The following is a 21,431-nucleotide window of genomic DNA, read 5'->3' on the forward strand; positions in this document are numbered from 1 at the left end:
TTGCTTCCTTTCTTTGCCGCGGCAAAGAAAGGAAGTGCCGCCCCGCACAGGGGCAACGCCCGCGCCGCGAGGCGCTAACGCGGATGCCCGCGCAGGGCAAGGCGAACCGCATCGGATGCCCGCGAAGGGGCAAAGCTCACCGCATCGGATGCCCGCGAAGGGGTAAAGCTCACCGCATCGGATGCCCGCGAAGTGGCATAGCTCACCGCATCGCGGATGCCCGCGCAGGGGCAAAACACACCGCATCGCGGATGCCCCGCGCGGAAGACACAACCAAAGCCCCGCCCCGCGTCGCAGACATCAATCAAAACCCACTCAATACCAGCTTCCCAATCGCCCGCCCCTCCTCAAGCAGCTTATGCGCGCGGCGCAAATTCTCCGCATTGATCTTGCCGAGATTCTCACCGACCGTGGTCCGCAACGTGCCCGCGTCGATCAGACGCGCCACTTCCGTCAGGAGCTTGTGCTGCTCGATCATGTCGGGCGTGCCGAACATCGAGCGCGTGAACATGAACTCCCAATGAAACGCGGCGCTCTTCGCCTTCAACAGCTCGACAGCCACCGGCTTCGCATTCTCGACGATCGTCGCAATGCCGCCCTGCGGCTTGATAACAGCGGCGGCAGCCGGAAAGTGCCGATCGGTGTCATTGAAGATCAGCACGTAATCGACCTGCCCGAAACCAATCTCCTCCAGCTGCGCAGGCATGTCGCCGAAATGATCGACGATATGATCCGCGCCCAGCTCCGTCGCCCACTTCGCGGACTCGGGACGCGACGCCGTCGCAATCACCGTGAGCTTTGCCAGCTGCTTCGCGAGCTGGATGCCAATCGAGCCGACGCCGCCCGCGCCGCCGATAATCAGCACCGACTTGCCCGCGTCCGCGCCCTGCGGCGATACCCCGAGCCGCGCAAACAGCGCTTCCCATGCAGTGATCGCCGTAAGCGGCAACGCGGCGGCATGCGCGAAATCGAGCGACGCCGGCTTGCGCCCGACGATCCGCTCATCCACAAGATGAAACTCGCTGTTCGCGCCCGGACGCGTAATGCTGCCCGCATAGAAAACGGGGTCGCCAGCCTTGAACAGCGTCACCTCCGGGCCGACCGCCTCGACGGTGCCCGCGGCGTCCCAGCCCAGCACACGCGGCGTCTTCTCGATTGTGTCCTTCGGTGCGCGCACCTTGTAGTCCACCGGGTTCACCGAGATCGCCTCGACCTTCACGAGAAGGTCGTGTCCCGTCGGCTGCGGCTTGTCGATGTCAATATCGACGAGCGATTCGGGGTTGTCGATGGGCAGATAACGGGTGAGGCCTACTGCTTTCATGACGGCTCCTTGAATTGGGTGAAGTCCTGGACAAAAGGTCGGAAGCGGCGGCTCGCGCGAATCTGAAAGCCCGCCGCTGATCTCGTTGACTCCATCGTAGGAAACTCTTTACGCTGCGAGAACCAGCATAATGACTGAAACATTTTCTGGATTTTCCGAAGAATCGATGGAACAGCTTCCTCAGACACCAACCTCCGCGACCGCATCGCCGGCGACGGCCAGCGAGCGCGAGCGCCTCGATCTGCTCGACGTCGCGTTGTTCGTGCGCGCCGCACTGCTCGCGAACGTGTCGGCGGCGGGACGCGAGTTCGGCCTCTCGCCCGCCGTCGCGAGCGCCCGGATCGCGAATCTCGAACGGCTGCTGGGCGCGCGCCTGCTGCATCGGACGACGCGCCGCGTCAGTCTTACGCAGGACGGCGAGGTTTTCGCCGTGCGCGCCGAGGCGCTGCTCGACGCGGCGGCCGCAGCGCGTGCCTGCGTCGGCCGCGCTCGCGCCGAGCCGCAAGGGCGGCTGCGCGTGTCGATGCCATCGTCGTTCGGCCGGCAGCATGTGTCGCCCGTCATCACGCAGTTTCTGCGCCGCTATCCGGGCGTGAGCGTCGATCTGCGCCTCACGGATACGATCGTCGATCTCGTCGATGCCGGCGTCGATGTCGGCATCCGGCTCGGCGCGCTGAAGGATTCGACGCTGGTCGCGCGACGGCTCGCGGATAACCGGCGCGTGATCTGCTGCGCGCCGTCGTACCTCGCCGAACACGGCACGCCGCTTCATCCGTCCGATCTCGCGCAGCACGAATGCGTGATCCTCTCAGGTCAACGCGACTGGTCGTTCGTCACGCCGGCGGGGCCGCTGACCGTGCGCGTCGGCGGCAGGCTCGCGACCGACAACGGCGAAGTGATCCGCGATGCGCTGCTGGCGGGTTTCGGCATCGCGCTGAAATCGACGTGGGACGTCGCGCCTTATTTGCGCACGGGCGAACTGGTCTCGGTGCTCGACAGCTATCCCCTCGCCGAAGCGGTCGCGATCTGGGCGGTGTATCCATCCCGCGCGTTCGTGCCGCCGAAGACGGTCGCGTTCATCGACTTCCTCGCCGCGCATTTCGGTGATCCGCCTTACTGGGACCGTGATCCGCGCTGACCCGGCGCGCGGCGCGGGCCCGGTCACGCCGCGTAGCGCCGACGATGCAGCACGACGCGGTGTACCACGCAGGGCACGATGCGCTCAGCGTCGTTTGCCCGGCGGCGAAGGCGAATTCTCGTTGGCCTGCGCGTCGTTTTGCGTGCGCGCCTGATAGTCGCCGCCACCACGGCGGTCGGTGTCTTCGAGCCCCCGTTCGAGATCGCGATGGGCCTGCTTGCCGACGCCGCGCGGCTCAGGCTCGTTCTGCGACTGCGCGCTCTGATCCGTTTCATGCGGCAAAGGCGCGGCCTGCTCGTGGAACGGGCGCTTCGGCACATTCGATTGATCGTTGCCTTCCGGGCGCGTCGCATGTTGCTCGTGATCGTCGCCCGTGGCGTGTTGTTGCGATGTCTTCATGATGCTCTCCCTCAGTTGCACGCGTGCGCTTCGCGGACTCTCTGCGCGGGCATGATGTTCATTCATGCCCGGCCGTATCGAGCCTGCGGCGCATCGCTGCCGTAATGCGCTGCTTCGTCTTCGCGTAGCCGGCCCACGGATCGCTGTCCAGGGCGTCGAGCCGTTCGTGGACGTTCGCGATGTTCCATTGATCGCCCGCCGTCGTGCCGGGCACTTCATCCCACGCGAGGGGCACGGATACGCCGAGCCCCGGCCGCGCGCGCAGCGAATAAGCGCAGACGGTGCTCGAGCCGCGGTTGTTGCGCAGATAGTCGACGAAAATCTTGCCCTTGCGGTTCTGCGCGCCCATCTTCGCGGCGAAGTGTTTTGGCAGCGTGTTCGCCATGTGCTGCGCGACGGCTTGCGAAAAAGCCTTGACCTCGTCCCAGCCGAGCTGCCTTGCAATCGGCACGACGACATGCAAACCCTTGCCGCCGCTCGTCTTGCAGAATGACGCAAGGCCGAGTTCGTCGAGAAGCTCGCGCGTGAGCTGCGCCGCTTCCGTCATCCGCGTCCAGCCGAGCGCGGGGTCCGGGTCGAGATCGAACACCATCCGGTCCGGCTTTTCGATGTCCGCGGCCACCGCGTTCCACGTGTGCAATTCGATCGTGCCCATCTGCGCGGTGCCGACGAGGGCCGCCTCGCTCTCGACCGTCAACAGCGGCGGATGGTCCGGGTCCAGCCCCGGATGTTGCGTGATGTTCGGAATCGCCATCTTCTGGCTGTGCTTCTGAAAGAACAGCTCGCCGCCGATATCCTCCGGCGCGCGCACGAGCGCGACGGGCCGGTCCTTCAGGTGCGGCAGCATCCACGACGCCACCGACGCGTAATACTCGACGAGCTCGATCTTGCGCACGCCAGTGCTCTTGTCGATCACGCGGTCGGGGTGCGAGATGCGCACGCCCGACACTGTCGCGGTCGCGGATTTCGTCGTTGATTTGCGCGTGGCGGCTGTCGCCGTTCCGCTCGCAGCCTTTACGGTGGTTGCGCTCGCATCGTGCGCGTCCGTCTGCTTCGCCACGCGCTGTTTCGCCACGGTCTTTTTCGCCGTGGGCTTTTTCGCCGTAGGCGTTTGCGCCTCGCGGGCGCTCGTCTGTTCGCTCATCTGTTGCACCTCCGCTCCCTTGTGCGGCGCTTCGTGGACGATCTGCCTGGCGGGCTTGTCGTGACGCAAGCTGACGAACGACGCCTGCCGCACGACGCCGTCGCTCGTCCATTCCGCGAAATTACATTCGGCGACGAGTTCCGGCTTCACCCAATGCACGGGCGTGCGGCTGCGCTCGCGCGGTTCGCTCGCGAACGGCATCCGCGCCGTTTCGCGCGCGTCGAGTTCCTTCTTGACGGAACGCAGCAACGCGGCGTCGAAGCCCGTACCGACGCGCCCCGCGTATTGCAGCTTGCCCTTCGTGTCGTAGACGCCGAGCAGCAGCGCGCCGAACGCCGCGCGGCTGCCCGCGGGCTCCGTATAGCCGCCGATCACGAACTCCTGGCGACGCCGGCACTTGAGCTTGATCCACGCCGGCGAGCGGCCCGACAGATACTGGCTGTCGCGCCGCTTGCCGATGATCCCTTCGAGGTGCGTGTCACAGGCGCTCTTCAAGAGTTCGTCGGCGGCAAAGCCGAAGTCCTGCGAGAAATGCAGCGTCGCGTCGTCGGCGGTTTCCAGCAACGCGCGCAGGATCGCGCGCCGCTGCTCGAGCGGCACGCCGCGCAGATCGTAGCCGTTCAGATAAGGCAGGTCGAACAGATAGACGGCGATGTCTTGCGGCCGGTTCGCGTCGAACGCGTTTTGCAGCGCCTGGAAGCTCGGCACGCCGTCGCGGTCGAGCACGACGGCCTCGCCGTCGAGCCACGCGCTCTCGATCCCGAGACGCGCGATCGCCTTCGCCTGCTTGCCGAATTTCGTGGTCCAGTCGTTGCCCGCGCGCGTGAAGATCTTCACCGGCTCCTTCGACGCATGATCGATGCGCGCCAGCACGCGATAGCCGTCGAACTTGATCTCATAGAGCCAGTCTTCGCCGGCTGGCGCGCTGTCGACGAGCGTGGCCAGTTGCGGCTTCAGCGTCGCCGGCAGGTTCGCCTCGACGGCGCCCTCGATCGACGGATGCGCGGCCAGTTCGCGCAGTGACTCGGCGTTGCGCGTGGCGACGATGTCGGGACGGTCGGCGCTCGCGCCTTTGGCTTTGCGCGATGCCGCTGCCTTCGGCGCCTTGAGCGCGGCGTTCGCGCGCCCGCCCCGCCTGCTGCGCTGACTGTCGCCGGCCTTGCCGGCGCGCGCGCCCGGCGCGTCGGACAATACGCTGCCGGGAAGCGCTTCGAGCACGTCGAACTCCGCCTCGCTGCGCGCTTCGTCGTCGCGCTCCTTGATGAGCAACCACTGCTCCTTGTCACCGCTGCCGCGCATGTGGCTGCGCACGAGCGTCCAGCCGCCGTGAAGCTTTTCGCCGTCGAGCCGGAACTTGAGCTTGCCCGCCGCGTACGCCTCACGACCGGCCGCTTCGCCGCCCACGGGCTCCCACGTGCCGCGGTCCCAGACGATCACCGACCCCGCGCCGTAGTTGCCCTCCGGTATGTCGCCTTCAAACGTGCCGTATTCGAGGGGATGATCCTCGACATGCACGGCGAGCCGCTTGACGGACGGATCGAGGCTCGGCCCTTTCGGCACGGCCCACGACTTCAGCGTGCCGTCGAGTTCGAGGCGAAAGTCGTAATGCAGGCGCCGCGCGTCGTGCTCCTGGATGACGAACGACAACCCGTTTTGCTTCGCGCTCCTGCTGGCCCGAGGCTTCGCCGCGCGAGTCGTATCCTTCGGGCTGTCCGTTCGCTTCGCGCGCGCGGCAATGCCCGACGGCTCCGGCGTTTCGTCGAAGCGGCGTTTGCGATGATAGGTGTCGAGCTTGTCCGCCATGATCGCTCCGCGCGATGTCGCCTATGCGGCGCGCCGCTTGCGCGCGGCGGCAGCCGTACTCTTGCGCGCCGTCGATGCCGTCGCGCGGCGTGCCGTTTTCTTCGCGGCCGCACGCGGCTTCGTTGACGCTTGCGTTTCGCTGTCCGCTTCGTCGCCAGCGCGAGAGGCGCCCTTGCCCTTGCCGCCGCGTCCGAGGCTGCGCTTGAGCAGATCGGACAGGTCGAGAATCTCCGCAGAAGGACGCTCCGCGCGCGGCGTTTCGACGTCCATCACTTCTTCCGTCTTGCCCGCGCGCACCTTCTTGTCGACGAGTTCGAGGATATCGTCGCGGAACGTGTCCTTGTACGCGGACGGATCCCACGCATCGCTCATATCGTCGATCAGCTTTTTCGCCATCTCGAGTTCGCGCGCGCTCACGCCCGACTTCTTCGGATTTTCGTCAGGCAGCTTGAGCTCGTCGAACGGACGCACTTCATCGGCCCAGCGCAGCGTATTGAGCGCGAGCACCGGCCCGACGGGAATCAGCACGGCGAGATGCTGCTTGTTGTGCAGCACGACGTTCGCCACGCCGACTTTGCCCGACGCCTTCATCGCGTCGCGCAGCAGCGCATAGACTTTTTCGCCCTTGCGGTCGGGCGAGAGGTAGTACGGCGTGTCGAGATAGAGGAACGAAATGTCGGACGCTTCGACGAACGCGAGAATGTCCACCGTCTGAGTCGATTCGGGATTCGCCGAGCGAATCTCCTCGTCGGTCAGCACGACGTACTGGTCCTTCTCGTACTCGTAGCCGCGCACGATGTTCTCGCGCGTCACTTCCTTGCCGGTGCGCTTGTTGATCTGCCGATAGCCGATGGGATCGATCGTGCGCTTGTCGAGCAGATTGAAGCCGACCTTTTCCGATTTGGTCGCCGGATACAGTTGCACCGGCACATGGACGAGACCGAAGCTGATCGCGCCTTTCCAGATCATATGAGCCATCGCGCGCTCCCGGAAGTTGAACTCCATGCGAAGCAGCTAGCGTGCCCAGCCCCCGTGCGATCGGGGCACGCGCTCGTCGCGCGGGGTCCGGCGCCGCGCGCGAAGGCGGCGCTGTAAGTCTTGCCTGCCGACGGAAAAACCTACGGGCGCGCGCTCGATCCGGCGCGCCGCGCGGTTGCACGTGCCGCGGCGGCACGTGTCACGCGACAGCGATGGGCACGGCCGCGTAGCCGCGAAAGCGCACTCGCCCGCCGCGCGTCGGCTCGCCGCTGATCCGATACGACGGAAAGCGCCGCACGAAACGTCCAATTGCGATGCGCGCTTCGAGCCGAGCAAGCGACAGTCCCGCGCACTGATGAATGCCGAGGCCGAACGCGAGATGCCGATTCGGCGTGCGCCGGATGTCGAAGCGGTCCGGATCGGGAAACTGCTCGGGATCGCGGTTCGCCGCGCCGATACAAAGCGTGACGGGCGTGCCGCGCGCGACGGGCAGGCCGCCGATTTCCGTATCGAGCATCGTCATCCGGTTGCCGAGCTGGTTCGAGCTCTCGAAGCGCAGACATTCGTCGACGGCGCTCTCGATCAGTTCCGGCTCGCGCAGCAGCGCATCGCGCTCGCCCGTCCATGTGCACAGCGTGACGAGGCCGTTGCCGATCAGATTCGTCGTCGTTTCGTGACCGGCGTTCAGGATGAAGATGCAGTTCTGCAGCAGCTCGACTTCGGATAGCTGCTCGCCCCCCGCCTCGCCCTGAATCAGCCGCGTGAGCACGTCATGTTGCGGATCGCCGGGCGCGGCGCGGCGACGCGCGACGAGATCCTTCAGATACGCGACGAACTCCGTCACCGCCCGGTTGCCGCGTTCGTGCTGCGCGTCGGTGAGCGCGGGCTCCAGCGCGCCGAGAATCGCGAGCGACCAGTCGCGCAGCGGCCCGCGCTCGTCGTGCGGCACGTCGAGCAGATTGCCGATCACTTCGACGGGAATCGCCGCCGCGAAGTCGCCGATCAGGTCGATCTCGCCGCGCGCGGCTGCGCGATCGAGCAGGTCGTCGACGAGACGCACGAGACCGTCTTCCATCGCCGCAATCGCGCGCGCCGTCAACGCGCCCGCGATCAGCTTGCGCACGCGTGTATGCAGCGGCGGATCGTTGAACACAAGGCTCGTCGTGTGATGCTCGAAGAGCGGCGTGGCGCCGTACTTCGGCGCGAACTCGACTTTCTTGTCGGAGCTGAAGGTCTTCGGGTCGCGATAGACAGCCTGCACGTCGCGAAAGCGCGTGAGAAACAGCGAGCCGTCCGGCATCCGCTTGACGGGCTCGTGCGCGCGCAGCGCGTGATACACGGGGTATGGGTCGGCGTGGAACGACGCGTCGAGATGACGCAAGTCGAAGCGGCGCGCGATGTCGGCATCGCGTTGTGTCGTGTGGGACAGGGTCATGGGTGTCTCCGTGCCGTCTTCGCCGCCCATGTGACCACATGCGCGGCTGCATGTTTCGAGACGCCAGTATGAACCACGGCGCGCCGCTCGCGTGCAGCATCATGCCGCCGGCAATCCTGTCAATGGATACACGCGTTATTTGCCGGGAAACGGTACGAACGCCTGGCTGCAATCGACGTGCGCAACAGGCGAAGCCGCCGCGGCCGTGATCGAAACGCCGCTGGCCGTCTGAAACGGCAACGACCCACCGCCTGCACCGATCGCAATCTGTGCATCTGCGACGCTCAGGACAGGTCGTAGACGTTCACGTTGCTGACGCCCGGATACAAGCCGTTGACGGGTGTCACGTCCGGGTTCGCCACGCCGTTGTCCGTGCCTGCCGATTCGCTGCCGACATGCCGTGTCCTTCGTAGAAGTGGCTGCGCGCGACGGTGACGTTATACGTGCGTTCGCTGACGGCTGCCGTGCCGCCCTTGATGGCCATATTGTCGTCGCCCGTCCGGATCGATGTGTACGCAACGAGGATATGGCTCGCGTCGCCCGTCAGCTTGCCGGGGTTGCCGGGGTTGCCGGGATTGCCCGTAATGGGCCCGGAACTGGCGGGGTCGATGCCGTCCGTGTTCTTCGCCGTAAGCGTGCTGTACGGCATGCAAGATAGTTTGTCATTGCCCTCGTAGGCCGGCGTCGACGTGTAGATCTTCACGCCCCACGCAGTGAAGCCTTCGACGCCGCCCGGTACGACGCGCTACCCTTGCAAAAGATTGCTTTCGCCCGGCCAGCCGGCCTTCCAGAGCAGAACCGCTACAATGGGCGGATTTCCCGCGCCGCATTCCGGCGCATGTCATGCGCATGCTTTGCTGCGCCCATTTCCCGCATCGACATGAATCTCGTCATCCAAAGCCTCGCGCCACTCGCTGCAGAACACCACAAACCGCTCGTCGCGTTGTCGCGCGGCTCGAATCTCACCGTGATCGATCCCCACGCGGTTCGCATCGACAACGCCGATCTCGCGCAGCGCGCCGACCTCGACGTCTACTGCTCGACGCATGCGCTCGACTTTGCATTCGTCGAAGCGGGCCGCCGCCTGACCGACTTCGGCCTCGTCGCGATGGACATGGATTCGACGCTGATCACGATCGAATGCATCGACGAGATCGCGGATTTCTGCGGCCTGAAGTCAGAGGTGTCGGCGATCACGGAAGCCGCGATGCGCGGCGAGATCAAGGATTTCAACGAGAGCCTGACGCGCCGCGTCGCGCTGCTCAAAGGCCTCGATGCGGGCGCGCTCGAAAAGGTCTACGAACAACGGCTGCGCCTTTCGCCGGGTGCGGAAAAAATGCTTGCGGGCGCGAAGGCGGCCGGCCTGAAGACGCTGCTGGTGTCGGGCGGCTTCACGTTCTTCACGGAGAAGTTGCAGGCGCGCCTCGCTCTCGATTTCACGCGTGCAAATACGCTCGAGATCGCCGACGGCAAGCTGACGGGCCGCGTGCTCGGCGAGATCGTCAATGCCGACGTGAAAGCGCGCACGCTGCGCGAAGCCTGCGACAAACTCGGGATCGAGCCCACCCGCGCGATCGCGATGGGCGACGGCTCGAACGATCTGAAAATGATGGGGACGGCGGGCCTGTCGGTGGCCTTTCGCGCGAAGCCCGTGGTGCGCGATGCCGCGAGCGTCGCGTTCAATCACGTCGGACTCGATGGACTGCTGCGGCTGTTCTGAACCTGCGTGTTCACATCTGCGGATAAGCAAAGGCCCGCTCGACGGCGAGCGGGCCTTTTTTGTTCGCTACAGCGGGAGCCCGTTTAGCCCAGCGCCACCAGACAGCGCTCGATATCCGCGCGCAGATCCGCGGGCTCTTCAAGACCGATATAGAAGCGCACTAGCGTGCCCCGGTGCGGCCACTTCGACGCGGTGCGCATCGACGCGACGTTGTACGGCATCGCGAGACTCTGCGCGCCGCCCCAGCTCCAGCCAAGCGAAAACAGCTCCAACGACTCGCAGAACGTATCGATCTGCGCAGGTGTGTAACGCGCGTCGAATACGACCGAGAACAGCCCGCCCGCGCCCGTGAAATCACGCTCATAGAACGCATGGCCCGGGCAGTCGGGCAGCGCCGGATGCAGCACGGCGGCGATCTCCGCGCGCGTCTTCAGCCACTTGGCCAGTTCGAGCGCGCTCTTGTCGTGCTGCTCGAAGCGCACCTTCATCGACGGAAGGCTGCGCAGGATCAGCGAGCAATCGTCCGACGACACGCCGATGCCCATGCGCATGCGCGCAAGCTTCAGCTTCAGGTGCAACTCGCGGTCGACGGTGATCGTCGCGCCCATCAGCACGTCGCTGCCGCCCGACTGGTACTTGGTGAGCGCCTGCATCGAAATATCGACGCCGTGATCGAACGGCCGGAACGCGAGGCCGGCGGACCATGTGTTGTCGATCGCCGTGACGACGCCGCGCGCGCGGGCGACGGCCGTGATCGCCGGGATGTCGGATACTTCCATCGTCACCGAGCCGGGTGCTTCGAGCCAGATCAGCTTCGTGTTCGGCTGGATCAGGTCCGCGATGCCCGCGCCGATCATCGGATCGTAGTAGCGCGCGGTGATGCCGAAATCCTTCGCAAGCCACTCGGCGTGATCGCGGTTCGGTGAATAGACGTTGTCGGGAATCAGCACGTCGTCGCCCGACCTCATGAGGCCGAAGTACACGTTCGAAATCGACGACAGCCCCGATGGCTGCAACAGCGCGTGATTGCCGCCTTCGAGTGCGGCGAGACGCTGCGCGAGTGCGATCGACGTCGGCGTCGCGTGCAGGCCGTAGCGCCATTGCGCATCGTTGCGCCAGTCGAGTGCGCGCATCGCGGCCAGGTCCGGAAAAACGACCGTCGACGCACGCGCCACGGGCACCGAGAACGATTCGAAACCGGGCGTCAGCTGATCGCTCGGCTGGACGATGCGGGTCTGCAAGCCGTGCTTCGGAGTGTATTGAGTCATGGTCAGTGAGAGTTGGATTCGAATTACTTGAGTGAAGCGTGCGGCGCGCTCATTTGACCGTCGCCCTTATTCGCCCGTGGTCAGGTTGCTCACGCCGTTGACGGGCTGGCTGCCCGTGCGCGGTTGGGTGGGCTGCGCAGCCGGCTGTGCGGCCTGCTGCGGGACCTGCTGTGGGACTTGCTGCGGCGCGGCTTTCTGTGCCTGGACGGGCGCGGGCGCCGGCGCGCTCCTGCCGGCCGCCGCCGGCGCCTTTTGTCCCGCCGCGAGCGGCTGCAAGGAAAATTCCTGTGGATCGGAATCGTCGACGTTCATGCGCTCGCCTTCGAGCGAACCGTCGGCGGCGAATTTGCCGACCCAGTTGCCCGTGATATGCGTGCCGTCATTCGACTCTTCGACTTCGAGCGTGTCGCCGTCGCGGTCACCCGCGATCAGGATCACCTCGCCCGTGTCGGCGAACTGATACTCGCCGTGCACGCCGGAAGGATCGTCGGTCTTCGCGCCGAGGCGCAGCACGATCTGCCGCTTGCCGAGCGTGCCCGAGTATTGCGGAAACTTCGCGAACTCGGCGCTGGGCTTCAGGGGCAACTGGATGGCCGGCGGCGCTGCAAGCGCCTTGACGGCATCGCTTTGCGCGTGCGTCGCGACAGGTAGCGCCACCGTGGCGGCCAATGCGGCGGCCGCGATCATCGAGGGCCACGACGCCCTTTGCTTCGACTTCAATACGTGCATCCGTGTATTCCTTTCAACCGGCTTGACGACGTCGGGTACGTCGCCACTCCGCCGAGATCCGGCTTCGACCGGTTATACCGCAAGTTCGTTCAGAGACGGGACAGCGAGGCTGCCCCGCCTCGCCCCGTCCCGCATGCAACTCAGATCCGCTCGAAGATCGCGGCAATACCCTGTCCGCCGCCGATACACATCGTCACGAGCGCGTAGCGGCCGCCGATGCGCTGCAACTCGTACAGCGCCTTCACGGTGATCAGCGCGCCCGTCGCGCCGATCGGGTGACCGAGCGAAATACCCGAGCCGTTCGGGTTGACCTTCGCGGGATTGAGGCCCAGCTCCTTGCTGACGGCGCAAGCCTGTGCGGCAAACGCCTCGTTCGCTTCGATCACGTCGAGATCGCCGACTTTCAGGCCCGCGCGCTCCAGCACCTTTTGCGTCGCGGGCACGGGACCGATGCCCATGTAATTCGGATCGACGCCTGCGTGCGCGTACGCGACCAGCCGCCCAAGCGGCTTTGCGCCACGCTTTTCCGCGACGCCGCGCTCCATCAGCACGACGGCTGCCGCTGCGTCGTTGAGGCCCGACGCGTTGCCCGCCGTCACCGTGCCGTTCTCCTTCGCGAACACGGGCTTCAGTTTGGCGAAGTCGTCGGACGTGGCGTTCATGCGCACGTGCTCGTCCGTGTCGAAAAAGGTTTCACCCTTCTTCGATGCAATCGCTATCGGGAGAATCTGTTCCTTGAAGTAGCCGCCTTCGATTGCCTTCGCGGCGCGGCGGTGCGATTCGAGCGCGAGCGCATCCTGCGCGTCGCGCGTGATGTCGTATTTCTTCGCGACGTTTTCGGCCGTCACGCCCATGTGGATCGTCTGAAACGGATCGTGCAGCGCGCCGAGCATCATGTCGACGACGCTCGTGTTGCCCATGCGCTGACCGAAGCGCGCCGACGGCATCGTGTAGGGCGCGCGGCTCATGCTCTCCGCGCCGCCGCCGATCGCGATGTCCGCATCGCCGAGCAGCACCGTCTGCGCAGCGGACACGATCGCCTGCAAGCCCGATCCGCACAGCCGGTTCACCGTGAGCGCGGGCGTATGCTGCGCGACGCCGCCGTTCAGTGCCGCGACACGCGCGAGATACATGTCCTTCGGCTCCGTGTGGATCACGTTGCCGAATACGACGTGACCGACTTCGTCACCGGAGACGTTCGCGCGCGACAGCGCCTCGCGCACGATTCGCGCGCCCAACTCCGTCGGCGCGAAGTCCTTCAGGCTGCCGCCGAAGTCGCCGATTGCCGTGCGCACGCCGCTGACCACCCATACTTCACGTTGCATCGCTTGCTCCTCCTTTGTTGTCTCAGATGAATCTCACGCGCTTTGTGAAAACAGTGCGAAAGCTTGCCTTGTCCGTGTCTGACGCTATTGTGCCGCGACGGCTGTCACCTGTGCTCGAGCGCGCTCACGCGGCGACGATCTTCTCGACGGACGCGCGATCGGGAATCGGCGCGACGGCGCCGAAGCCTTGCGTCGACAGCGCCGCCGCGACGTTCGCATAACGTGCTGCCTGAAACGGATCGTCGCCCGCGACGATCCGCGCAACGAACGCGCCGCCGAAGCAGTCGCCCGCGCCCGTCGCGTCGACGGCGTTGACGGCATGGCCCCGCACGACGCGGCGCTCGTCGGGCGTCGCGATATACGAGCCGTCCTTGCCGAGTTTCAGCGCGACGACGCGCGGCCCTTGCGCGAGCAGGAAATCGACGATGTCGTCGCGTTCCGTGAGGCCCGTGAGTTCGGTGACGTCGTCCCAGCTCGGCAGGCAGATTTCCGTCTGGCGGATCGCTTCGAGCATCACGGCGCGCGCCCGCGCGAGCGGCCACAGCTTGAGCCGCAAATTCGTGTCGAAGCTGACGCGCACGTTGTTCGCGCGCGCATGGCCGATCGCGGCGAGCGCGGCATCGCAGGCGCTCACGCTGATCGCGAGGCTGATGCCCGACAGATGGACGACCTTTGCGGCAGCGATCGCATCGAGCGGCAGATCGCGCGGCGCATAGCGGCTCGCGGCGGAACCCGCGCGCAGATAGTCGAACTGATGGCCCGATGGTCCGTGCGACACGAAATACACGCCCGTCGGCGCCTGGTCGTCGACGCGCACGAACGACGTATCGACGTTTTCGCGCCGCCACAGATCGAGCAGCAGACGTCCGAACTGGTCACTCCCGACAGCCGACACGAAGCCCGCCGACGCACCCTGCCGCGCGGCCGCGATGCAGAAATTCGATGTATCGCCGCCGAAGCCTTGCAGATAGGCCGGCTGGTTCTTTTCGGACTGGTTGAATTCGACCATCGCCTCGCCGAGTGCGAGGATGGCGGGCGTGCCTGCGGCCGGGTTCGACGACATCGCTCAGACCTCGCCCCAGAGATCGTGGCCATCGGCGCCCGTGATCTTCACGGAGACGAAATCGCCGACCTTGTAGCGCCGGGACGCCTTCGTCGCCGGCGCGATGTAGACGACGCCGTCGATTTCCGGCGCATCGGCCGCTGTGCGGCCAATGCCGCCGTCCGCGTTGATTTCGTCGACGAGCACCTTCAGCGTCTTGCCGACCTTGCGCGCGATGCGCTTTGCCGATACTTCCTCCGCGACTTCCATGAAGCGCGCGCGGCGTGCTTCGCGGACTTCGTCGGGCAATGCGCCATCGAGCTCATTGGCCGTCGCGCCTTCGACGGGCGAGTACGCGAAGCAGCCCACGCGATCGAGTTGCGCCTCGCGGATGAAGTCGAGCAGCGTTTCGAACTGCTCTTCCGTCTCACCCGGAAAACCCGCGATAAACGTGCTGCGGATGGTCAGGTCGGGGCACATCTCGCGCCATGCGCGCACGCGCTCGAGCACCTTCTCGGCGTTCGCCGGGCGCTTCATGCGCTTGAGCACTTCGGGGTGCGCGTGCTGGAACGGCACGTCGAGATACGGCAGCACGTGGCCCTTCAACGGGCCTTCGGCCATCATCGGAATCACTTCATCGACGCTCGGATACGGATAGACGTAGTGCAGACGCACCCACGCGCCATATTGCGCGGCGAGTGCGCCGAGCGCGCCGACGAGGTCCGTCATGCGCGTCTTGATCGGCTTGCCGTTCCAGAAGCCCGTGCGGTACTTGACGTCGACGCCGTAGGCGCTCGTGTCCTGCGAAATGACGAGCAGTTCCTTTACGCCTGACTTGAACAGGTTTTCCGCTTCGAGCATGACCTCGGCGACGGGACGCGAGACGAGGTCGCCGCGCATCGACGGGATGATGCAGAACGTGCAGCGGTGATTGCAGCCTTCGGAAATCTTCAGATACGCGTAGTGGCGCGGCGTCAGCTTGACGCCCGCTGCGGGAACGAGATCGACGAACGGATCGTGCGGTTTCGGCAGATGGCTGTGCACGGCCTGCATCACTTCGCCGAGCGCGTGCGGGCCCGTTACGGCAAGCACCTTCGGATGCACTTCTTCGATCAGGTTCGAGCCGCTTGCGCTCTGCTTCGCGCCGAGACAGCCGGTGACGATCACCTTGCCGTTCTCCGTCAGTGCTTCGCCGATGGCGTCGAGGCTTTCCTGGACGGCTTCATCGATGAAGCCGCACGTGTTGACGACAACGAGGTCCGCGCCGTCGTACGTGCCGGAGATCTCGTACCCCTCCGCGCGCAGTTGCGTGATGATCTGTTCGGAATCGACGAGGGCTTTCGGGCATCCGAGTGAAACGAATCCGACCTTCGGAATCGAAGCGGTCGGCGCGGCGGGGGTCGAAGTCTGCGACATAGAGAATGGTCCGGCGAGAAGCGATGAGTGACGCGTTACATGGCGGCTTGGATGTGCAGCCCGGGCGCCAGATCGCGGCAAACGTGGGTGCACCGCGCGGCGGCGCCATTGCGGGAATGGCCGCCGTGAAATGGGGCCATGCGATCGGATTGAAATCGGTTGGGCCCCGCGCAAGCAACCGCACATTATACCGCGGGCGTGCCGGCACGGCTCGCGGCGCGACTGGCGAAGCAAGTCCGAACCGAACCAACGCGATCCCTGTTTGCGACGACTACTCCCGCTTACCGCGCAGCGTTGACCGGTTGCCCGGTCAAAACGACACCAGTCTCGCATCGGCGGCGCTAGAAGGCTGAAATTGGATTTGTATTCCTTTCGAAAGCAATCCGCACGCCGCGACCCGTGCAGACGCATTTATTAGGAGCCCATATTGAGCATTTCGAAAAAACACCAATCCGATATCTTCTGGAGAGAGCAATGCCAGTTTGAGCGTGAAGATCACGCACCGCCGATCCAAAAACGCTCCACCGCCCGGAACATCGCCGGGCGGATTCAATCGAGCAACCCCACCCGGCGAGTTACTTCTTCTCCGGCTCCGGATTTTCCTGCGGCGTGGCCTGCGTAAATGGGAACGAACTGAACATCGTCTTCGCCTGGTTCTGCATCTGCTCTTGCATCTGCACGAACATGTTCTTCGACTGCTCGATATAGCTCGTCATCATCCCCTGCATCATCGGGGCTTGCATGTTCATGAACTGCGACCAGACTTCCGGATTCATCGTCTTGCCTTCGTACAGGCCCTTTGACTGATCCGCCAACTTGTTCTGAATATCGATGAACGCCTGAATGTTCTTTTCCAGGTACGTGCCCATCATGCCCTGCATCGCGTGTCCGTAGAAACGGATGATCTGCGACAGCATCAGCGAAGAGAACATCGGCAGACCACCGCTCTCCTCTTCGAGAATGATCTGCAGCAGGATGCTGCGCGTCAGGTCTTCGTTGCTCTTGGCATCGATGACCTTGAAATCCTCCTGATCCAGCACGAGCTGCTTCACATCGGTCAACGTGATGTAAGTGCTGGTCTCTGTATCGTACAGTCGACGGTTCGGATATTTCTTGATGAGTCGTTCGGCTGTTTTCTTTGTAGTAGTGGTCATGTAACGCCTTTGAGCGCGAATGAAGCGCAGAAACGGCGTCCTGCCGTACGCGCAGTTCGACACTGCGCGTACGAGACGCCGCCAGAAACATCTGAACCATGCAACGTCCCGGTTCGCCGTTGCTGCGACGAATCAGGACGCCCACGGATCAGCCCATATGCAGGCCGCCGTTCAGCGAGAAGTCAGCCCCCGTCGCGAAGCCCGACTCATCCGACGCCAGCCATGCAACGATCGACCCGATTTCATCCGGCGTGCCGAGACGGCGCACCGGGATCGTCGCGACGATCTTTTCCAGCACGTCGGCGCGAATCGATTTCACCATGTCCGTGCCGATGTAGCCCGGCGAAACGGTATTGACCGTCACGCCCTTGGTGGCCACTTCCTGCGCGAGCGACATCGTGAAACCGTGAATTCCCGCCTTCGCGGTCGAGTAGTTCGTCTGACCGAACTGCCCTTTCTGCCCGTTCACCGACGAGATGTTGATCACGCGGCCCCAGCCGCGCTCGACCATGCCGTCGATCACCTGCTTCGTCACGTTGAAGAGGCTCGTCAGGTTCGTGTCGATCACGGCCGTCCAGTCTTCGTGCGTCATCTTGCGGAACACGACGTCGCGCGTGATGCCCGCATTATTGACCAGCACGTCGATTTCGCCGACTTCGGACTTTACCTTGTCGAACGCGGCCTTGGTCGACTCCCAGTCGCCCACGTTGCCTTCCGACGCAACGAAGTCAAAACCCAGAGCCTTCTGATCTTCGAGCCACTTGACGCGGCGCGGCGAGTTCGGACCGCAGCCCGCGATCACCCTGAAGCCATCCTTGTGCAGACGCTGGCAAATGCTCGTGCCGATGCCACCCATGCCGCCCGTTACATACGCAATTCGTTGTGACATAAAACACACTCCATTATCGTTTTACGAGACGCCAGCCGCCTCGTGCTTCGCTTCCCAATCTCCACTGCGATGCCGCGGACGCCGCGGCGCGCAATGCAATTGGACCGCGCCACGCAGCCGGCCGCCTTTCGGCGAACGGCGCGCGTGGCGGCCTCCTGATGAAACGGCCTCGTTACGGACGCTCGAGCGCGAGCGCCACGCCCATCCCACCGCCGATGCAAAGCGATGCCAAGCCTTTCTTCGCGTCGCGCTTCTGCATTTCGTGCAGCAGCGTGACGAGAATCCGGCAGCCCGATGCGCCGATCGGGTGACCGATCGCGATTGCGCCGCCATTCACGTTGATCTTCGACGTGTCCCAGCCCATCTGCTTGTGCACGGCCAGTGCCTGCGCAGCGAACGCCTCGTTGATTTCCATCAGGTCGAGATCATTCACGCTCCAGCCCGCGCGCTCCAGACAGCGGCGCGATGCCGGCACGGGACCCATGCCCATCACCTTCGGATCGACGCCCGCGTTCGCATACGCCTTGATGCGCGCAAGCGGCGTGAGACCGAGCGCTTCCGCCTTCTTCGCCGACATCACGACGACAGCCGCGGCGCCGTCGTTGAGGCCCGACGCGTTCGCCGCCGTCACGGTGCCTTCCTTCGAGAACGCCGGCTTCAGGCCCGCGAGCGATTCAGCCGTGACGCCGTGACGCACGAACTCATCGGTTGCGAACGACAGCGGGTCGCCCTTCTTCTGCGGAATCTGGATCGGCACGATTTCATCATTGAAGCGGCCGGACTTCTGTGCGGCTTCCGCCTTATTTTGCGAAAGCGCCGCGAACTTGTCCTGGTCTTCGCGCGAAATGCCGTATTCCTTCGCGACGTTCTCGGCCGTCACGCCCATGTGGTACTGGTTGTACACGTCCCACAGGCCGTCGACGATCATGCTGTCGATCAGCTTCGCATCACCCATGCGGAAGCCGTCGCGCGAGCCGAGCATCACGTGCGGCGCGGCGCTCATGTTTTCCTGGCCGCCCGCGACCACGATGTCCGCGTCGCCCGCGATGATCGCGTTCGCCGCCAGCATCACGGCCTTCAGGCCCGAGCCGCACACCTTGTTGATGGTCATGCCGGGCACCGCCATCGGCAGGCCGGCCTTGATCGCCGACTGGCGCGCCGGGTTCTGGCCCGACCCCGCCGCCAGCACCTGGCCCATGATGACTTCGCTCACCTGCTCGGGCTTCACGCCCGCGCGCTCCAGCACGGCGCGGATCACCGTGGCGCCCAGCTCAGGCGCCGCAATCTTCGCCAGCGACCCACCGAATTTGCCGACGGCCGTGCGGGCCGCCGATACGATCACTACGTCAGTCATTTCCGTTTCCTTTGGGGCTGCGGCCTGTTGCTCCACAGTGCCCGTCAAGTTGTTAATCCGGTCAGTCAGCGTTCCTGCGTGTACAGCGTCTGTCTCACTCCATCCGTCGTCACTCGTTATTTTTTTGCGGCGGCCGTTCTTTCTCTGTGCGATGGCGACCGCTCGTGCAATGCTTCAGCACCCGAACGATCACTCGCGCTCCTGCACGTAGCGGCCAGGCGCGGGTTCGATCACGGGGAATTCCGCCGACCCTGCTTGCGCCGGCGCCTTGATCTTCTTGCCGCCGTATTGTTCGAGCCAGTTCGTCCACTCGGGCCACCAGCTGCCGGGCGTTTCCGATGCCGATTCGAACCAGTCGTCCGGATTCTCGGGCAGCGACTTCTCGTCGCCCTTCACCGACCAGTAGCTGCGCTTGTTTTTCGATGGCGGATTGATCACGCCGGCGATATGCCCCGACGCGCCGAGCACGAACTTGCGCGGCCCGGACAGCAGCGGCACCGATGCATACGCCGTTTCCCACGGCACGATATGGTCTTCGCGCGAACCATAGATGAACGTCGGCACGTCGATACGCGTCAGGTCCACCTTCTCGCCGCACGTCGTCAACGCCCCGGGCTCGCGCAGCCGGTTTTCCAGGTACGTGTTGCGCAGATACCAGACGTACATCGGTCCGGGCAGACTTGTCGAGTCGCTGTTCCAGAACAGCAGGTCGAACGGCATCGGCGTGCGGCCCTTCAGATAATTGTCGACGACGTAGTTCCACACGAGGTCGTTCGGCCGCAGGAACGAGAACGTGTTCGCAAACTCGATGCCGCGCATCAGGCCAGGCGGCGTGCCGTTCTTGCCGCCGATGGTCTGTTCGCGCATCTGCACATGCGCCTCGTCGACGAAGATGTCGAGCACGCCCGTGTCGGCGAAGTCGAGCATCGCGGTGAGCAGCGTCATCGACGCGGCGGGATGTTCGCCGCGCGCCGCCGCCACGCTCAACGCCGTCGCGAGCAGCGTGCCGCCGATACAGAAGCCGAGCGTATTGATCTGCTCACGGCCGCTGATCTGGCGCGTCGTATCGATTGCGGTCAGCACGCCTTCGCCGATGTAGTCGTCCCACGACTTGTGGGCGATCGACTGGTCCGCGTTGCGCCACGAGATCAGATACACCTGATGACCCGCTTCGACTGCATGCGCAACGAGCGAGTTCTCGGGTTGCAGATCAAGGATGTAGTACTTGTTGATGCAAGGCGGCACGATCAGCAGCGGCCGCTCGTGCACGGTCGCCGTGCGCGGCTTGTACTGGATCAGCTGCATCAGGTCGTTCTCGAACACGACAGAGCCTTCCGTCGTCGCGAGATTCTTGCCGACGACGAAACGCGATTCGTCCGTCTGCGAAATCTTGCCGCGCTGCATGTCGGCAAGCAGGTTCATCACGCCCTGGCGCAGGCTTTCGCCGTTGCTCTCGAGCAGTGTTTTCTGCGCTTCCGGGTTCAGCGCGAAGAAGTTGCTCGGCGATGCCGCGGCCGTCCACTGCTGCACGGCGAAGCGGATTCGCTCGCGCGTCTTCTGGTCGGCTTCGATTGCGTCGGCCAGTTCCTGAAGATAACGCGCGTTCAACAGATACCATGCGGCCGTGTACGTGTAGACAGGTGTCGTCTTCCACGCGTCCGCGCTGAAGCGCCGGTCCTTCAGTTCGATGCCCGACGATGTTGCCTGCACCGCCTGCTGCAGCAATTGCATCGCTTCACGCGAATAGTCGGATTGCAACTGCTGCAGACGCGCGGCCGGGATCGATGCGCTGGGCACCTTCAGGCCTGCGAGCTGCTGGGCGAACTGTTGCGCGAACTGCGGATTGAAGGCTTGTCCGAAGAAAGCGTTGAACGGCTCACCATTGGGTTGACCTTGCGTCTGTGCAAACTGCTTTGCCATTTGCTCGACGAAAGGATTGGAAAACGGCAGTGCACCGGCCTGCGCCGTCGCCGCTTTCGCGAAGTCGGGCATGGACGGAACAGTGAAGGGATTGCCGTTTGCTGCCGCCGGCGCGCCCAGCGAACGCCATGCGTTCATCCAGGCATCGAACCATTGTTGCACCCCTGCGGCGTCCGCTTGCTGCTGCGTGCCGTCCGATGAGGTGCCGGTGCGAGAAGAAGTCGAGGAAGTATGAGATGCAGCCATGCCTGCTTTTAACCGAAATGTCCTCGCGGACGGGTTGAGAGGCAGGTACTCGCGCGGGACTGCGATTGACCCCGCCCGCGTTGCGCCCTTGCCTGGTGAAGAAACATTCTTGCGCCCCATCGCAAGGCATGTCAATGCTTGCTCCCGATT

17 protein-coding genes are annotated in these 21,431 nt (G+C 64.5%); 2 read left to right on the top strand and 15 right to left on the bottom strand.

The features are described 5' to 3' along the window. Window positions 1-304: 304 nt before the first annotated feature. Window positions 305-1,321 carry a zinc-binding alcohol dehydrogenase family protein gene (locus J8I87_RS39235; protein WP_209937794.1) on the bottom strand — a complete coding sequence of 339 codons (1,017 nt, stop codon included), beginning with the start codon at window positions 1,319-1,321 and terminating at the stop codon, window positions 305-307. Between the two features lie 166 nt (window positions 1,322-1,487). Between J8I87_RS39235 and J8I87_RS39240 the strand changes: the two genes are divergently transcribed. Continuing rightward, window positions 1,488-2,459, top strand: coding sequence for a LysR family transcriptional regulator (locus J8I87_RS39240; protein ID WP_209937795.1), 972 nt, complete (start codon window positions 1,488-1,490; stop codon window positions 2,457-2,459). An 84-nt stretch (window positions 2,460-2,543) separates the two neighbouring features. Here J8I87_RS39240 and J8I87_RS39245 read toward each other — a convergent pair whose 3' ends face one another. The 5 genes from J8I87_RS39245 to J8I87_RS46120 all read right to left on the bottom strand — a co-directional run bounded on the left by J8I87_RS39245 (window position 2,544) and on the right by J8I87_RS46120 (window position 8,921). Next, window positions 2,544-2,858: a hypothetical protein gene (locus J8I87_RS39245; protein WP_209937796.1), complete on the bottom strand. Its 315-nt coding sequence runs from the start codon at window positions 2,856-2,858 to the stop codon at window positions 2,544-2,546. Window positions 2,859-2,916: 58 nt separating this feature from the next. Further along, window positions 2,917-5,805 (bottom strand): DNA ligase D, encoded by a 2,889-nt coding sequence (gene ligD / locus J8I87_RS39250; RefSeq protein WP_209937797.1) that lies wholly within the window; start codon window positions 5,803-5,805, stop codon window positions 2,917-2,919. 21 nt (window positions 5,806-5,826) lie between these two features. Further along, window positions 5,827-6,783, bottom strand: a complete 957-nt coding sequence (locus tag J8I87_RS39255) for a Ku protein (protein WP_209937799.1) — start codon at window positions 6,781-6,783, stop codon at window positions 5,827-5,829. A gap of 199 nt (window positions 6,784-6,982) precedes the next feature. Then, the gene (locus J8I87_RS39260) at window positions 6,983-8,218 is read right to left on the bottom strand and encodes a cytochrome P450 (RefSeq protein WP_209937800.1); all 1,236 of its coding nucleotides are present in this window, start codon (window positions 8,216-8,218) and stop codon (window positions 6,983-6,985) included. Window positions 8,219-8,561: 343 nt separating this feature from the next. Then, window positions 8,562-8,921 carry a glycosyl hydrolase family 28 protein gene (locus tag J8I87_RS46120; protein ID WP_313068121.1) on the bottom strand — a complete coding sequence of 120 codons (360 nt, stop codon included), beginning with the start codon at window positions 8,919-8,921 and terminating at the stop codon, window positions 8,562-8,564. A 177-nt stretch (window positions 8,922-9,098) separates the two neighbouring features. On the opposite strand from J8I87_RS46120, the gene serB reads away from it, so the two are divergent. Next, the gene (gene serB, locus J8I87_RS39270; protein ID WP_209937801.1) at window positions 9,099-9,938 is read left to right on the top strand and encodes a phosphoserine phosphatase SerB; all 840 of its coding nucleotides are present in this window, start codon (window positions 9,099-9,101) and stop codon (window positions 9,936-9,938) included. Between the two features lie 83 nt (window positions 9,939-10,021). On the opposite strand, the gene J8I87_RS39275 is transcribed toward serB, so the two are convergent. The 9 genes from J8I87_RS39275 to phaC all read right to left on the bottom strand — a co-directional run bounded on the left by J8I87_RS39275 (window position 10,022) and on the right by phaC (window position 21,281). Then, a complete protein-coding gene (locus J8I87_RS39275; protein ID WP_209937802.1) occupies window positions 10,022-11,206 on the bottom strand; it encodes a cystathionine beta-lyase in 1,185 nt (394 codons plus the stop codon). Between the two features lie 66 nt (window positions 11,207-11,272). Beyond that, entirely contained in the window at window positions 11,273-11,935 is a 663-nt protein-coding gene (locus tag J8I87_RS39280) for a hypothetical protein (protein WP_209937803.1), read from the bottom strand. A 140-nt stretch (window positions 11,936-12,075) separates the two neighbouring features. After that, complete coding sequence (gene bktB, locus J8I87_RS39285; protein ID WP_209937804.1) at window positions 12,076-13,260, bottom strand: beta-ketothiolase BktB; 1,185 nt, start codon at window positions 13,258-13,260, stop codon at window positions 12,076-12,078. A 124-nt stretch (window positions 13,261-13,384) separates the two neighbouring features. After that, window positions 13,385-14,323 (bottom strand): sugar kinase, encoded by a 939-nt coding sequence (locus J8I87_RS39290; protein ID WP_209937805.1) that lies wholly within the window; start codon window positions 14,321-14,323, stop codon window positions 13,385-13,387. A gap of 3 nt (window positions 14,324-14,326) precedes the next feature. Further along, window positions 14,327-15,718: a 30S ribosomal protein S12 methylthiotransferase RimO gene (gene rimO / locus J8I87_RS39295; RefSeq protein WP_209937807.1), complete on the bottom strand. Its 1,392-nt coding sequence runs from the start codon at window positions 15,716-15,718 to the stop codon at window positions 14,327-14,329. 575 nt (window positions 15,719-16,293) lie between these two features. Further along, complete coding sequence (gene phaR, locus J8I87_RS39300; protein WP_209937808.1) at window positions 16,294-16,872, bottom strand: polyhydroxyalkanoate synthesis repressor PhaR; 579 nt, start codon at window positions 16,870-16,872, stop codon at window positions 16,294-16,296. A gap of 148 nt (window positions 16,873-17,020) precedes the next feature. Further along, complete coding sequence (locus J8I87_RS39305; RefSeq protein ID WP_209937809.1) at window positions 17,021-17,761, bottom strand: 3-ketoacyl-ACP reductase; 741 nt, start codon at window positions 17,759-17,761, stop codon at window positions 17,021-17,023. A gap of 172 nt (window positions 17,762-17,933) precedes the next feature. Next, the gene (locus J8I87_RS39310; RefSeq protein ID WP_209937810.1) at window positions 17,934-19,115 is read right to left on the bottom strand and encodes an acetyl-CoA C-acetyltransferase; all 1,182 of its coding nucleotides are present in this window, start codon (window positions 19,113-19,115) and stop codon (window positions 17,934-17,936) included. Window positions 19,116-19,304: 189 nt separating this feature from the next. Further along, entirely contained in the window at window positions 19,305-21,281 is a 1,977-nt protein-coding gene (gene phaC, locus J8I87_RS39315) for a class I poly(R)-hydroxyalkanoic acid synthase (RefSeq protein WP_209937811.1), read from the bottom strand. Window positions 21,282-21,431 lie beyond the last annotated feature (150 nt).

This window comes from Paraburkholderia sp. LEh10 (assembly GCF_017814945.1).
Classification (GTDB): Bacteria; Pseudomonadota; Gammaproteobacteria; order Burkholderiales; family Burkholderiaceae; genus Paraburkholderia.

Excerpts from the sequence above, each read along its gene's own strand:
- J8I87_RS39310 (WP_209937810.1), bottom strand. The coding sequence starts at position 19,115 with ATGACTGACGTAGTGATCGTATCGGCGGCCCGCACGGCCGTCGGCAAA.
- J8I87_RS39245 (WP_209937796.1), bottom strand. The coding sequence starts at position 2,858 with ATGAAGACATCGCAACAACACGCCACGGGCGACGATCACGAGCAACAT.
- J8I87_RS39240 (WP_209937795.1), top strand. The coding sequence starts at position 1,488 with ATGGAACAGCTTCCTCAGACACCAACCTCCGCGACCGCATCGCCGGCG.
- J8I87_RS39260 (WP_209937800.1), bottom strand. The coding sequence starts at position 8,218 with ATGACCCTGTCCCACACGACACAACGCGATGCCGACATCGCGCGCCGC.
- phaC (WP_209937811.1), bottom strand. The coding sequence starts at position 21,281 with ATGGCTGCATCTCATACTTCCTCGACTTCTTCTCGCACCGGCACCTCA.
- J8I87_RS39255 (WP_209937799.1), bottom strand. The coding sequence starts at position 6,783 with ATGGCTCATATGATCTGGAAAGGCGCGATCAGCTTCGGTCTCGTCCAT.
- bktB (WP_209937804.1), bottom strand. The coding sequence starts at position 13,260 with ATGCAACGTGAAGTATGGGTGGTCAGCGGCGTGCGCACGGCAATCGGC.
- J8I87_RS39290 (WP_209937805.1), bottom strand. The coding sequence starts at position 14,323 with ATGTCGTCGAACCCGGCCGCAGGCACGCCCGCCATCCTCGCACTCGGC.
- J8I87_RS39275 (WP_209937802.1), bottom strand. The coding sequence starts at position 11,206 with ATGACTCAATACACTCCGAAGCACGGCTTGCAGACCCGCATCGTCCAG.
- J8I87_RS39280 (WP_209937803.1), bottom strand. The coding sequence starts at position 11,935 with ATGCACGTATTGAAGTCGAAGCAAAGGGCGTCGTGGCCCTCGATGATC.
- J8I87_RS39305 (WP_209937809.1), bottom strand. The coding sequence starts at position 17,761 with ATGTCACAACGAATTGCGTATGTAACGGGCGGCATGGGTGGCATCGGC.
- ligD (WP_209937797.1), bottom strand. The coding sequence starts at position 5,805 with ATGGCGGACAAGCTCGACACCTATCATCGCAAACGCCGCTTCGACGAA.
- J8I87_RS39235 (WP_209937794.1), bottom strand. The coding sequence starts at position 1,321 with ATGAAAGCAGTAGGCCTCACCCGTTATCTGCCCATCGACAACCCCGAA.
- phaR (WP_209937808.1), bottom strand. The coding sequence starts at position 16,872 with ATGACCACTACTACAAAGAAAACAGCCGAACGACTCATCAAGAAATAT.
- rimO (WP_209937807.1), bottom strand. The coding sequence starts at position 15,718 with ATGTCGCAGACTTCGACCCCCGCCGCGCCGACCGCTTCGATTCCGAAG.
- serB (WP_209937801.1), top strand. The coding sequence starts at position 9,099 with ATGAATCTCGTCATCCAAAGCCTCGCGCCACTCGCTGCAGAACACCAC.